This is a genomic window from Pseudomonas sp. TE3728 (genome assembly GCF_056279145.1).
Window position 1 is genome coordinate 4,476,775 of the sequence record NZ_JBWBQT010000001.1, and the last position, 13,534, is coordinate 4,490,308.

Genomic DNA, 13,534 nt, shown 5'->3' on the forward strand with positions numbered 1-13,534 from the left:
GAACAACCATTCGATCAAAAACGAAATTGGCAATAGACACTTCGGCGCGTACAAACTCAACGGCACCTCTGCCCTTTCGCCGTAACAATCATTAATAGATGAGTCCAGGAATGGCTTGACGATCAACCAGGCAAATCTACAAAACTGGCTTGCCGGCGCTGGAGATGTCCATCCGAATGACGCCTTGGTCAGCCAACGGTTGACGTCATCGCTAACTCGATTTAGGATCGCCCCACTGAACCCCGTACGCAGAGATTAAATTCACTGGCAGTTGGGGTGAAGAAACCGGCCTAGGCCGGTTTTTTCGTTTCTGAGGATTGAGTTTGTGCGTACCGCTTTCTTTGTTGATGGCTACAACGTGTTCTATGGATTGCTTGCGGGTACTCCATACAAATGGCTCAATCTCAAAGGCTTGCTGGGTCATGTCGCCCACATCGAGAACCCACAAAGCTCACTCATCTCGGTTGATTACTTCACCTCATCCGTCAAACCATAACTTGCCACTCGCGGCAGAGTCTCCAAAGAAGCCCAAGACACTTATGTACGTGCTTTAAAAACGACCAATGTTGCCGTTCACTATGGTCGTCATAAACTTGAGCCCGCTAAAGCACCTCGCTTCATTGACAGAAAAACGGCTGCCTCTCGCCAAGACAAAATCGACATCTGGAAGCTTGAAGAAAAAGAAACGGATGTCCACATCGCAATCAGCATGTATCGCACCGCAGCAAGACAGGCCCAGCTCCATTCCGATGAGCAAATCGAACAGCTAGTCCTGGTATCCAGTGACACAGACATGACTCCAGCCCTGAGAGCCATTCAAGAAGATTTCCCTGGCATGAGAGTTGGAGTCATTCTTCCTCATCGAGCAGAGTTAAACCGTCCATCGCCTGGCTCCTTAAAGGAGCACTCACACTGGATGCGACGTGTCGTAACCTCAGAAGAGCTGCAATTGCACCAGTTTCCAGTTCGCGTGGCGACTCATAAGGCGCCCGCGATCAAACCGGATTATTGGTAACGGCGCCTCCCACCGGATACACCGACTCCCATCCCCCACCCAACGCTTTGTACAAACTAACCATCGCCAACGACACCCCAGTCGAGCTCTCGACCCACTGCTGTTGGGTCGCCAGCAACTCGCCTTGCACGGTGAGGACGTTGACGAAATCCACTACTCCTTCGACGTACTGCTGTTGCGCGGTGCGCAGGGCTATCTGGTTTTGGCGCACGGCTTCGGCGAGGCTGTCGCGGCGCAGTTGACTGGCGTTGTAGGCGGTGAGTTGATCGTCGATTTCATGCCAGGCCCGCAGCACGGTTTGCTGGTAGGCCAGCGCCGCTTCCTGTTGCTGGGCTTTGCGCAGGTACAACATCCCGCGCAGGCGACCGCCGTCGAACAGCGGCAGGCTGAACTGCGGGCCGATGCCGAACGAGCGCGAGCCCCAGGAGCCGAAATCGCTCAATTGCAGGGCTTGCGAGCCGATGTTGCCCGACAGGGTGATCCGCGGATAAAAGTCGCCCTTGGCCACGCCGATGCTGGCGGTCGCGGCATGCAGGCGGGCTTCGGCCTGACGTATGTCCGGGCGGCGCTCGGCCAATTGCGACGGCAAGCCGATGGCGACCTGACGCGGGGTTTGCGGCACCGGGGCGTCGGTGGATAACTCGGCGGACAGCGTTTGCGGCGGTTCGCCCATCAACAGGCTCAAGGCGTTGATCAGTTGCGACTGACGCTGCTCCAGCGCCGGCAAACGTGATTCGATGGCCGCGACTTGCGCAGCGGCTTCGGCGACGTCCAGATCTGTGGCAACACCGTCGGCCAGGCGCAGTTGCGAGAGTTTCAAGCTATGCCGGGCGACGTCGAGGTTTTGCTCGGTGACGGTCCGCGTGCTTTGCACACCGCGCAGCTGAATGTAGTCCTGAGCCGTTTCGGCAAGCACCGACAGCAGCACACCGCGACGATCGTTTTCCGCCACTTCCAGCGTGGCGTCGGCGGCTTCAGTTTCGCGGCGCACACGGCCCCAGAAATCCAGCTCCCAGGAGGCGGAAAAGCCGGCGTCCCACAGGTTGAACGCCGAGTCGCCGTTGTGGCCCGACGGATCGTTCAGGCCTTCACTGCTGTTGCGTTTGCGCCCGTAGCTGCCGGTGGCGGCGGTATTGGGATAGCGGTCGGCGGTGATTACCTGGCGCGCGGCTCGGCTTTGCTGCAAACGGCTGCCGGCAAGTTTCAGGTCGAGGTTGTCGGTCAGGGCGCGTTGGGTCAGGGCCGAGAGTTTCGGATCGTGAAATACCTCCCACCAGCGTTCATCCATCTCGTTGGGAACGACCTGACTGGCGGCGGCTTTGACCGGTTTCGACCATTGGGCGACTTGCTGCGCGTGAGGGCGCTGGAAGTCCGGGCCGACGGTGCAGGCACTCAACGAAAGCAGGCTCAATACAATAGCGACTGAACGAATGCTGACCTTGTGGCGAGGGAGCTTGCTCCCGTTCGCGTGCGCAGCACTCGCAAATTTTGGGTCCGCTTCGCGGCCCAGCGGGAGCAAGCTCCCTCGCCACAGGGACGTGCGATTAGCGAAGTTCATCGTTGTGCGACCTCATGTTCGCCAGTGCTTGCCGTATGAATACTGGCCTCCACCGACATCCCCACCCGCAACCGCTCGGCCAATGGCTGACCCGGCTCGAGTATGATTTTCACCGCAATCCGTTGCACAACCTTGGTGAAGTTGCCGGTGGCGTTGTCCGGTTTGACCGAGGCGAAGGTCACGCCGGTGGCCGGTGCGATGCTCTCCACGCGGCCGCGCAGGGCTTCGCCGCCGAGGCTGTCGACATGCACTTGCACGCTCTGCCCCGGCTGTACGTCAGTCAGTTGGGTTTCCTGAAAATTGGCGACTACATAGGCCCGCTCCAACGGCACCACGGCCAGAATCTTGCTGCCCGGTGTGACATAGGCGCCGACCCGTACCGCGCGCTCGCCGACCATGCCGTCCTGAGGTGCAACGATGCGCGTATAGGACAGCTCATAGCTGGCCATTTCCAGCGCCGCTTGTGCTCTTTTCAGCCCGCCTTCGGCCGCATCACGCTGGGCGGTCAGGATCTCCACCTGCTTACGTTCCGCCGCGAGCACCGCCGTGGCATTGGCCAAACGGGCGGAGGCCTGATCGATACGTGTGCGTGCTTGCTGAGCATTTTGCACCGTGCCGGCGCCGACCCCGGCGAGATGGTTGTAGCGGTTCAGTTCATGCTCGGCGAAGGCCATTTCAGCCTTTGCTGAAACCACCGTAGCCTGGGCCTGAGCGATCACCGATGTCTGGCGCTCAAGGGTAGCCCGAGCGTTTTGCAACTGCGCCCTGGCCACCAGGGTTTCAGCGTCAGCGGCTTCAGCGGCAGCGCGTAGATCGCGGTCGTCGATCAACGCCAGTAGCTGTCCGGCCTTGACCAGCTGGTTGTCTTCCACCAGCACGTCCTTGATGAACCCCGCCACGCGCGGCGCCACCCGGGTGAAGTCCGCCGAGACGAAAGCGTCGTTAGTGCTCTGCTGTGTACGCTTGCCGAACAAGCCCGGCGCCAGCAGGTAAATCAACACGCCGAGCGCCATTACTGCGGCAACGCCGACAGCGACTTTTTTCTTTGATTGAGTCGTCATAAAAACCTTCTGTTTCAGTGAAGCATTCAAGTCGGCGCGCGCGATGGATAGATCCGCGTCGGCAGCCAGAAAATCAGCAGGATCAGCGCCACGGCGACGCCGGCCATGCACAGATAAAGGTCGGAGGAGGTCAGCACCAGGGCCTGTTGATGCAGTCGGTGAGCCAGGCCTGCGTTGTCGCTTTGGATCAGGGGCGAGTTACCAAGGTTGTCCACCAGCATGGTCGAGTGGAAATGCAGCCTTGCGGTGGTCAGTGCCTCGATCACACCCGTAGCAATCACCGCCGCCAGGCCTTTCACGGTATTGAACCAGGCCGAGGCATATGGCCCTTCCATCGGAGTGATGCTGCCGGTGGAGAGCATCAACAGCGGCAGCACGGCCATGGGCTGACCGAAAATCTGCAGCCATTGCAGGGCATAGAAATCGTCGCGAATCCACGCCGACGTTAGTTGCGAACCACCGAGGCAAGACAGCGTCAGCATGCTCAGGCCGATCCCCAGCACCCAGCGGCAATCGACCCAACGCAGGTTGCACAGCGCCGCCACCAACGGCAGCGCGATCAACTGAGGCAGAGCCGCCAGCAGCATGATCGGCGCGGTCTGCACCGGGCGATAACCCTGGACCTGAGCCAGGTAACTGGAGGGAATGAGGACCACCGCGAGCAACACCACCAGCACGCCGGCCAGCGTCAACAGCGCGAACGACAGGTTGCGGATGCCGAGCATCTGCAACTTGAAGAATGGAATCGGTTGCGACCACTCATTGATCAGAAACAGCATCAGCAACAGCAGCCCGCCGCCGAGCAGCCCGCAGATCAGGCTCGACTCGAACCAGTCCAGCCGATTGCCTTGCAGGATGCCGATCACCAGCATGCAGATCGCCGGGAACCCCAGCAGCAAGCCCCGCCAGTTGAATGACTTGAAGCGTTCCAGCCGCAGCGTATCCTGGGGCAAACCGTAGGCCACCGCCGCCATGGCAAACAGGCACGGCACGACGATTTGCCAGAAGGTCCATTGCCAGCCGACGTACTCGGTCCACAACCCGGCCAGCGGTGTACCGAGACCGGGGCCAAAGGTCGCCGTCAGGGCATAACCGGCCAGGCCATAGAGTTTCACGTTGGCCGGCAGGAATCGCAGTGCAACGGTCATCAGCATCGGCGGCAGCGCGCCGCCGGCAAGACCTTGCAAGGTGCGCATGACCAACAGGCTTTCGTAATTCGGGGCGAACGGGCAAAACACACCCAGCAGGGTGAACGCACTGATCGCGCACAGAGTGAAGCGCCGCAACGAGAACGTCACCGCACACCAAGGGGCAAACGCCATGGCGGCCACCGAGGTCGCGGTGTAACTGGCGACCAGCCAGGTGCCTTCGTCGTAACCGATGGCCAACGCGCCGCGGATATCGGCCAGCGCGACTTTGGTCACCATCTCGTTCAGGCCCGACACCAGCACCGCCAGTAACACGCCCACCAGGCCGATAATGATTCGCGGGCCGAAGACCGGTGGCGCGGCGGCGGCCGTTGGTTTGGCCGCAGCGAGAGGCGCCGTGACCGTGAGGGAAGTCATGTACTGCAAGCTCCGGAAGGGGAATACCGAAGCATTTTAGGGAGGGGTAACGTTGACGAAAATTGACTTATTGGCAGTTTATAAGTGCGCGATACGCAATCGTCAGGTCAAAAGATCGCAGCCTTCGGCAGCTCCTACAAAAGCATGGCGAACACACATCCCCGGTAGGAGCTGCCGAAGGCTGCGATCTTTTGATCTTTAAACCGGCTGTGCCGCCAGCCATGTTTCATCGCAACAGGTCTTGAGGGTTTCACGCATCCAGCGGTGGGCCGGGTCTTTGTCGAAACGCGGGTGCCAGGCCTGGGTCAGCATCAGGGTCGGTAACGGAATTGGCAGGGTGAACGAGCGCAGTTTCAAGCCCAGGCGTCGCACGCTCAGCAGCGCCTCCTTGGGCACCGGCAGAATCAGATCGGAATCCGGCAGGGCGAACATCGCGGCATGGAAACTCGGTGCAATCACCGCCACCCGCCGCTCCAGCCCCAAGGCGTTGAGCGCCGTGTCGATCGGCCCGCGGGCGATCCCGCGACGGGACATGCTGATATGAGAAAACCCGGCGTACCGTTCAGCGGTGATTTCTTCGTCGAACAACGGGTGATCTTCACGCACCAGCCCGACAAAGTGCGTGGAAAACAGGTTCTGCACCTTCACTTCCGGCATCAGCGGACGATTGTTGCTGACGCTTAAATCGATACGTCCTTCGCGCAACGCTTCGTCGTCTCCATCGCCCTCAGGAACGAAGCGCAATTCGCAATGCGGGGCCTGGCGTTCCATCGTGTCAAATAGCTTGCCGCCGTAAACGCCCACAAAGAAATCATTGGCACGAATGCTGAACCGCCGGCGCAAACTGCCCAGATCCACCTCATCGGCGGAGCGGAACAGCAAAGCGGCCTGCTCCACCAGCTCCCGCACCTGCTCGCGCAACTCCAGTGCCTTGGGCGTCGGCACCAGGCCTCGACCGGCGCGCACCAGAATCGGATCGCCAATGGCCTCGCGAATCCGCGTCAGCGTCCGGCTCATCGCCGCCGGGCTGAGGTTCATCCGCCGTGCAGCGCCTACCACACTGCCTTCATCGAGCAAGGCGTCGAGGGCGACCAACAGGTTCATGTCCGGGAGTTGCATGCTGAGCACTCGTGTCTGATCTGGATTGATTCAAACGCAATGCTAGCAAACATCTTCCTGGCGGATGTATTGGCAGGTCTGTGGGAGCGAGCCTGCTCGCGATGGCGTCAGCTCAGACGCCGCGTTAAGCCGACTTGGCCAAAATCAACCCAGTCTCACTCGCCGTTTCCAAGCGAATCGCCACAAACTTCGATGTCGGCGTATGGCTGCCATCTCCAGTGCTTTCCAGCGGCACCAGCGGGTTCACTTCCGGATAGTAAGCGGCCGCTTGCCCGGCAGGAATATCAAACGCCAGCAGCGTGAAACCCTTCACCCGACGCTCACGGCCATCATCCCAAATCGAAACAATGTCAGCCTTCTGCCCGGGTTTGAACCCGAGGCGAATGATGTCGGCTTCATTGACGAACAGCACGTCGCGCTGACCTTTCACCCCGCGATAACGGTCATCAAGACCATAAATCGTGGTGTTGTACTGATCGTGGGAGCGCATCGACTGCATGATCAGGTCCGGCAGCACGCCGGTGGCGCGGGTGCGTTCGTGCACCAGGTGTTTGGGCAGCCTGTTCGCACGGAAGTTGGCCCGACCCGATGGGGTATTCCAGCGACGTGCGCCGGCGCTGTTACCCAGGTAGAAGCCTCCCGGGTTCTGGATTTTCTCGTTGAAGCCCCGGAAGCCCGGGATGGTGTCGGCGATCAGGTCGCGGATGCGGCTGTAATCGGCCACCATCCAGTTCCAGTCCACCGGTTTGCTGCCCAGGGTTGCGGCGGCGATGCCGGCGATGATTGCAGGCTCCGAGCGCATCTGGTTCGACAGTGGCTGCAGCTGACCGTTGGAGGCGTGGACCATGCTGAATGAGTCTTCCACGGTCACCGCTTGGGCGCCTTCGGCCTGGATATCGATGTCGGTACGGCCCATGCACGGCAGGATCAGCGCGTCTTTACCGTGGGCCAAATGGCTACGGTTGAGTTTGGTGCTGATCTGCACGGTCAGTTCGCAGCTGGCCAGAGCCTGGAAGGTACGCGCGCTGTCGGGGGTGGCTTGGGCGAAATTGCCGCCCAGGCCGATGAAGACTTTCGAGCGGCCGTCGGCCATGGCGTGAATCGCCTCGACCACGTTGTGGCCGTTTTCACGGGGAACCTTGAACTGGAAGCGCCGCTCCAGAGCGTCGAGGAATGCCACCGGCGGACGTTCGTTGATGCCCATTGTCCGGTCGCCCTGCACATTGCTGTGGCCGCGCACCGGGCACAGGCCGGCACCCGGCCGGCCGATGTTGCCGCGCAACAGCATCAGGTTGGCGATTTCCTGGATGGTCGCCACCGAATGGCGATGCTGGGTGATACCCATCGCCCAGCACATGATCACGTTCTTGCCCTTGGCGTACATGCGCGTCGCTTGCTCGATTTCCACCAGGGGCAGGCCGGACTGCTCGACGATCTGCTCCCACGGGGTGTCGTCGACGATGCCGAGGTATTCCAGAACGTTGACGCTGTGTTCATTGAGGAAGTCGTGGTCGAACACCGCAGGCTCACCAGCCTTCTGCGCATCGCGCTCCCATTGCAGCAGGAACTTGGCCATGCCGCGCATGATCGCCATGTCGCCGCCCAGTGCCGGGCGGAAGTACGCGGTGTTGGTCGGCTTGTCGCCGTTGGTGAGCATTTCCAGTGGGTGCTGTGGATGCTGAAAACGTTCCAGACCGCGTTCTTTCAGCGGGTTGATGCACACCACCTGAGCGCCGCGTTTCACCGCTTCGCGCAGGGGTTCGAGCATCCGCGGGTGATTGGTGCCGGGGTTCTGGCCCCAGACGAAAATCGCATCGGCGTGTTCGAAATCATCGAAGGTCACGGTGCCTTTGCCGACGCCAACGCTCTGCGCCAACGCAACACCACTGGCTTCGTGACACATGTTTGAGCAATCGGGGAAATTGTTGGTGCCATAGGCGCGCACGAACAATTGATAGAGGAACGCCGCTTCGTTGCTGGCGCGGCCCGAGGTGTAGAACTCGGCCTGATTCGGGCTCGACAGGCCGCGCAGATGTTTGGCGATCAGGGTGAAGGCATCATCCCAGCTGATGGGTTGGTAGCGATCGGTTTCGGCGTTGTAGCTCATCGGCTCGGTCAGGCGGCCCTGATATTCAAGCCAGTAGTCGCTCTGTTCCAGCAGCGAGGTGACGCTATGTTTGGCAAAGAATGCAGCGTCGACACGGCGTTTGGTCGCTTCCCAGTTCACCGCTTTAGCGCCGTTCTCGCAGAACATCACCATGCCCTTTTCCGGAGAATCGCCCCACGCGCAACCGGGGCAGTCGAAGCCGCCGTTCTGGTTGGTCTTGAGCATTATGCGCAGGTTTTTCAGCGCGTTATCGCTGGTCAACCAGGCCTGGGCGACGCTGATCAGCGCACCCCAGCCACCGGCTGGGCCTTTGTAGGGCTTGTAGCGGGGGACGGGTTTCTGGTCGGCTTGACGATGTTGACTCACGCTTGATTCTCCGTCGCGGGGCTGTAGACCCGCGGCGCACTTTTCTGCGGCAGGTGGATGAGGTTGAGGTTGTGTCGACGGGCCCATTGCACGGCAAGGCCCGTGGGCGACGATAAACTGACCAGGGTCTGAATGCCGGCGCGTAAAACTTTCTGAATCAATTCGAGGCTGCAACGGCTGGTGACAATCGCCAGGCCGCCAGTGATCGGGATCTTCTGGCGGATCAACCCACCGATCAGCTTGTCGAGGGCGTTGTGTCGACCGATGTCTTCACGGCCCAGCAACAATTCGCCGTTGCCGTTCATGAACACCGCCGCATGTACCGCGCCGCAATGTTGGCCCAGCGGCTGGAATTCGCCGATGCGCTGGCGCAGGCCGTCCAGCCATTCGGTCGGGGGCAGTGGGGCGCCGGGCAAGACTTTGAGGTCGGGCAGTGCTTGCTCAACCGCTTCCACGCCGCAGAGACCACAACCACTGGTGCCAGCCAGTTGCCGACGCTGCTGCTTGAGGTTCCAGAAGGCGCGATTGGCGATGGTCACTTGCGCGTATTGCGCCGAGCCCGTGCCGCTGAGTTGCAAGTCGTAGATATCGCAGGCGTCTTCGATGATGCCGCTGCCGAGGCTGAAGCCGACGATGAAGTCTTCAAGATCCGTTGGTGTGACCAACATGACGGCCTGGCTGATGCCGTTATAGGCAATCGCCAACGCGACTTCCTCGGCCAGCGCGGTGCTGGCCGACTCGGTGTATTCGAGGTTGCAGTAACTGTATGTCTGACTGGCGACGGTCGCGGGCGTTTCAACAGCAGGCGCCGCGCGGGCAGGGCGCTTGGCGTTCATCAGGTATCACCGATGGGTTGGTCAGTTTTAAGCCTAGGCGGGTCAGGGGGTCGTGTCTAATTGCTATTACTGATCTGCCGATAGATGACGTCGATCAAGAGCCGATCATTGATTGCTGATAGATCGCGAAACAGGCTTCTGCAAGCGCCGAACGCGGAGCGCTACGACGCATGATCAGCCCCAGCCGGGCGAGGGTCTGGGCACTTTCTATAGGCTGCAGGCGCAAGTGATCGGTGAGGTTTTCCAGACCACCTTCCAATGGCATCACGGCGCAGCACAGGCCGCCGTGTACCGCTTGTAACAATTGGTGGACCGCATCGGTTTGCAGCAACGGTTGGGGGGCCAAGCCACGGCTGTGGAAGTTATGGTCGATGGACTGGCGAAAATGCATGCCGCTGGTGAGCATGCCCAACGGCAGTTCAATCAACGATTTCCAGCTTAAGGGCGCGTCACCGAAACTGAAGAAACGCTGATCGTAGAGCAAGCCCATGTGGGTTTCGCTGAAAGCCAGGGAATCGAAACGCTCACCGTCCAGACGCTCCAGGTACGACACGCCGAGGTCGAGACGGTTGTTCGCCAACTGTTCGAGGATCTGCTCGGAACTCAGTGCCGAGAGTTCGAAGCGCAGGTTCGGGTGCTCGGCGTGCAGGCGCTGCATCAGCGGTACCGGGTCGAAACTCGACAGCGGCACCACGCCCAGACGCAACGTACCCACGAGGTTGCCGCGACAGGCTGCCGCTTCGGCCTGCAATCCGTCGTAGGCCGCCAGCACCGTACGCGCCCACGCCAGCACGCGCTCGCCCGGCGCGGTGAAACCTTCGAAGCGCTGGCCGCGGTTGACCAGCGGCAGTTCGAGTTCTTCTTCGAGGCTGCGCAGGCGCATGGACAGGGTCGGCTGAGTGATGTGACAACGCGCGGCGGCTTGGCCAAAGTGCCGGGTTTCGTCGAGAGCGATGAGGAATTTGAGCTGCTTGATGTCCATCTTCGCTCCAGGGCGCGGGCAAGGTTTGCGATTCTACCGCCTGCGCGGGGTTGGGTCATTGGTCGGTAAGGAACCGGGCTTTGCAAGGCTGGTCTAGTCTTTGGCGTCTGGAACCTAAACCCCAAGGAGAGTGCACCATGAGTATTTTTAGCTTTGTGAAAGAAGCAGGCGAAAAACTTATTGATCTGCTGACGCCTGGCAATGCGAATGCCAGCGAGCAGTTGAAGGAACACATCAGCAAGGTCGGCCTGGGTAATCCGAATGTTCAGGCGACCATCGAGGGCGACAAAGTCATCGTCACCGGTGAAGTGGGGAGCCAGGAAGAGAAGGAAAAGATTCTGTTGGCCGTGGGCAATATTGCCGGTGTCGGCAGTGTTGATGACCAGATTACTGTGACCGGACCGGTGGCTAAGGCCGCTCGTTTCGTTACCGTGAAAAAGGGCGACACCCTCAGCGCGATTTCCAAGGCCGAATACGGCGACGCGAACAAGTACAACAAGATTTTCGAGGCCAATAAACCAATGCTGTCGCACCCGGACAAAATCTATCCGGGGCAGTCGTTGCGGATTCCCGAATAATGTGAGGCCGTAGGAGCTGCCGAAGGCTGCGATCTTTTGATCTTGATCTTCGGCAGTTTTAATACCGCCAAGATCAAAAGATCGCAGCCTGCGGCAGCTCCTACAGGGAATCAGAGCCCTGCGATGAGCTCCCGATAATCCCCCACCGCCGCAAACTCGGCCGTGTCCTTCGGCCCTTTTCGGCTATCTGGCTCGCTCACGGCCAGCAGATGCGCCACGCCAAAATTGCGCGCACTGCGCAGAATCGGCAACGTATCGTCGATGAACAGACTGCGCGCCGGATCGAAGCCGATGTCGGCTTGCAAGGCATCCCAGAATTGCGGGTTTTCCTTGGGGAAACCGTAATCGTGAGAGCTGATCAACCGCTCGAAATACGGCGCCAGTTCAATTCGTTCCAGCTTCAATGACAGCGAGTCGCGGTGGGCGTTGGTGATCAATACCACGCGTTTGCCGGCCCGTTTGATCGCCGCCAGAAATGTATCCGCATCCGGACGCAGGGCGATCAGGTGCGCGGTTTCCAGTTTCAGTTCGCGCACCGACAGCTTCAGCTCGGCGCTCCAGAAATCCAGGCAGTACCACTGCAACTGGCCGGCATTGCGTTCGAACAGCGGCTGCAATTCCAGCTCCGCCATGGCCCGGCTCACGCCGTGCAGCTCGGCATAACGCTGGGGCAGGTGCTCCATCCAGAAATGGTTGTCGTAGTGCAGGTCCAGCAGCGTGCCGTCCATATCCAGCAAAACGGTATCGATGTCATGCCAGGGCAGCAGGGACATAAAACTTCTCCAGCGGTAAAAAAGATATCCGGGATAAACAATCAGGATAGGCCGGGTATAGTAACCCGCTTACGCCAAGGAGCCTCTCATGCGCCAGAAACCCACCGTACTCGCCCGCGACATTGTCGCCACCAGCCGTTTGTTCTGTGTCGAAGAGCTGAAGTTGCGCTTTTCCAATGGCGTGGAGCGTACTTACGAGCGTCTGGTCAGCAAAGGCACCGGTCATGGTGCGGTAATGATCGTGGCGATGCTCGACGCGGAGCACGCGGTGTTGGTGGAGGAATACTGCGGCGGCACCGATGCATACGAATTGTCCCTGCCCAAAGGTTTGATCGAGCCGGGCGAAGACGTGTTGGCGGCGGCCGAGCGGGAGCTCATGGAAGAGGCCGGGTATGGCGCGCGACAGCTTGAGCATTTGACCGAGTTGTCATTGTCACCGGGCTACATGAGCCAGAGGATCCAGGTGGTGCTGGCCACTGAGCTGTACGAAGAACGCCTGGAGGGTGACGAGCCCGAGCCGATGGGGGTGGAAAAGATCAACCTGCGTGAATTGTCGTCTTTGGTGCAGAATCCACGATTCACCGAGGGCCGTGCCTTGGCGGCGCTGTATCTGGCCCGTGACTTACTGACTCAACGTGGGGTGTTTTTACCGTGAGCTTGAATTTTTCCCATCCGTTGATGGCGCCAGTCGTTGAACTGGCTTTGAAGGCTGGCGAGGCGATCCTGCCGTTCTGGCGCGTCAACGTTGCTGTCACTGCAAAGTCCGATGATTCCCCGGTCACCGCCGCCGACATGGCCGCTCATCACGTGATTCTGGCCGGGCTGACAGCGCTGGATCCGAGCATTCCGGTGCTGTCCGAAGAGGACGCCAATATCCCCCGGAGCGTGCGCGCCGGGTGGCAGCGCTGGTGGCTGGTCGACCCGTTGGACGGGACCAAGGAGTTCATCTCCGGTAGCGAAGAGTTCACTGTCAACATTGCGCTGATCGAGCAGGGGCGTGTGGTGTTTGGTGTGGTGTCGATGCCGACCAACGGGCGCTTTTATGTCGGCGGTGCAGGGTTGGGTGCCTGGCGTGGTGATAAAGGCGCCGAGCCGTTGCCGATTCAGGTTCGCGAGGTCCCGGCTGCGGGTGAGCTTTTCACGGTGGTCGCCAGTCGTCGGCATTCGAGCCCTGAGCAGGAACGGTTACTCGCGGGATTGAGCGATAGCCTGGGTGAGTTGCAACTGGCGAACATCGGCAGCTCGCTGAAATTTTGCCTGCTGGCGGAAGGCGCGGCGGATTGTTATCCGCGGTTGGCGCCAACTTCGCAGTGGGACACGGCGGCTGCGCAAGGTGTGCTGGAAGGCGCAGGTGGAGAGGTGCTGGATTTGAGCGGTGAGCCGTTCTGCTATCCGGCGCGGGAGTCGTTGTTGAATGAGTTTTTCCTGGCGCTGCCGGCCAAGGCGGCATGGCGGGAGAAGTTGCTGGCTTTGGCTCGGGGTTGAAGATCAAAGATCAAAGATCAAAAGATCGCAGCCTCGTTTCACTCGACAGCTCCTACACAGCTCCTACACAGCTCCTACGGGGGACGCGT

The 13,534-nt window shown here is 60.1% G+C and carries 11 protein-coding genes and 1 pseudogene; 4 read left to right on the plus strand and 8 right to left on the minus strand.

All coding sequences use genetic code 11. From position 1 onward, the window contains the following. The first annotated feature begins 325 nt into the window (after nt 1–325). Nucleotides 326–1,015 (plus strand): annotated as a pseudogene (locus ACZ89R_RS19610) (NYN domain-containing protein). Here ACZ89R_RS19610 and ACZ89R_RS19615 read toward each other — a convergent pair. From ACZ89R_RS19615 to ACZ89R_RS19645, 7 genes are all read right to left on the minus strand, one after another. Beyond that, nucleotides 996–2,573 carry an efflux transporter outer membrane subunit gene (locus ACZ89R_RS19615; protein ID WP_429544858.1) on the minus strand — a complete coding sequence of 526 codons (1,578 nt, stop codon included), beginning with the start codon at nt 2,571–2,573 and terminating at the stop codon, nt 996–998. The pseudogene ACZ89R_RS19610 and the gene ACZ89R_RS19615 sit on opposite strands and share 20 nt — an antisense overlap. After that, nucleotides 2,570–3,634 carry an HlyD family secretion protein gene (locus ACZ89R_RS19620; RefSeq protein WP_429544857.1) on the minus strand — a complete coding sequence of 355 codons (1,065 nt, stop codon included), beginning with the start codon at nt 3,632–3,634 and terminating at the stop codon, nt 2,570–2,572. Before ACZ89R_RS19620 ends, ACZ89R_RS19615 begins: the two co-directional genes overlap by 4 nt. 26 nt (nt 3,635–3,660) lie before the next feature. After that, nucleotides 3,661–5,199, minus strand: coding sequence for an MFS transporter (locus tag ACZ89R_RS19625; protein ID WP_429544856.1), 1,539 nt, complete (start codon nt 5,197–5,199; stop codon nt 3,661–3,663). 198 nt (nt 5,200–5,397) lie between these two features. Continuing rightward, nucleotides 5,398–6,318 (minus strand): LysR family transcriptional regulator, encoded by a 921-nt coding sequence (locus ACZ89R_RS19630; RefSeq protein ID WP_429544855.1) that lies wholly within the window; start codon nt 6,316–6,318, stop codon nt 5,398–5,400. Between the two features lie 124 nt (nt 6,319–6,442). Next, a complete protein-coding gene (locus ACZ89R_RS19635; protein ID WP_429544854.1) occupies nt 6,443–8,791 on the minus strand; it encodes an FdhF/YdeP family oxidoreductase in 2,349 nt (782 codons plus the stop codon). Beyond that, nucleotides 8,788–9,627 (minus strand): formate dehydrogenase accessory sulfurtransferase FdhD, encoded by an 840-nt coding sequence (gene fdhD, locus ACZ89R_RS19640; protein ID WP_192346579.1) that lies wholly within the window; start codon nt 9,625–9,627, stop codon nt 8,788–8,790. The genes ACZ89R_RS19635 and fdhD overlap by 4 nt, the downstream gene beginning before the upstream one ends. Nucleotides 9,628–9,721: 94 nt before the next feature. Next, the gene (locus tag ACZ89R_RS19645) at nt 9,722–10,609 is read right to left on the minus strand and encodes a LysR family transcriptional regulator (RefSeq protein ID WP_429544853.1); all 888 of its coding nucleotides are present in this window, start codon (nt 10,607–10,609) and stop codon (nt 9,722–9,724) included. 137 nt (nt 10,610–10,746) lie between these two features. Between ACZ89R_RS19645 and lysM the strand changes: the two genes are divergently transcribed. Continuing rightward, a complete protein-coding gene (gene lysM / locus ACZ89R_RS19650; protein WP_429544852.1) occupies nt 10,747–11,187 on the plus strand; it encodes a peptidoglycan-binding protein LysM in 441 nt (146 codons plus the stop codon). Between the two features lie 110 nt (nt 11,188–11,297). Here the strand turns inward: lysM and yrfG are convergent, their stop codons facing one another. Further along, on the minus strand, nt 11,298–11,960 hold the full coding sequence (yrfG, locus tag ACZ89R_RS19655) for a GMP/IMP nucleotidase (protein WP_429544851.1): 663 nt from the start codon (nt 11,958–11,960) through the stop codon (nt 11,298–11,300). A gap of 88 nt (nt 11,961–12,048) precedes the next feature. On the opposite strand from yrfG, the gene nudE reads away from it, so the two are divergent. Further along, the gene (gene nudE, locus ACZ89R_RS19660) at nt 12,049–12,615 is read left to right on the plus strand and encodes an ADP compounds hydrolase NudE (protein WP_429544850.1); all 567 of its coding nucleotides are present in this window, start codon (nt 12,049–12,051) and stop codon (nt 12,613–12,615) included. Continuing rightward, nucleotides 12,612–13,445 (plus strand): 3'(2'),5'-bisphosphate nucleotidase CysQ, encoded by an 834-nt coding sequence (cysQ, locus tag ACZ89R_RS19665; RefSeq protein ID WP_429544849.1) that lies wholly within the window; start codon nt 12,612–12,614, stop codon nt 13,443–13,445. The genes nudE and cysQ overlap by 4 nt, the downstream gene beginning before the upstream one ends. Nucleotides 13,446–13,534: the final 89 nt, after the last annotated feature.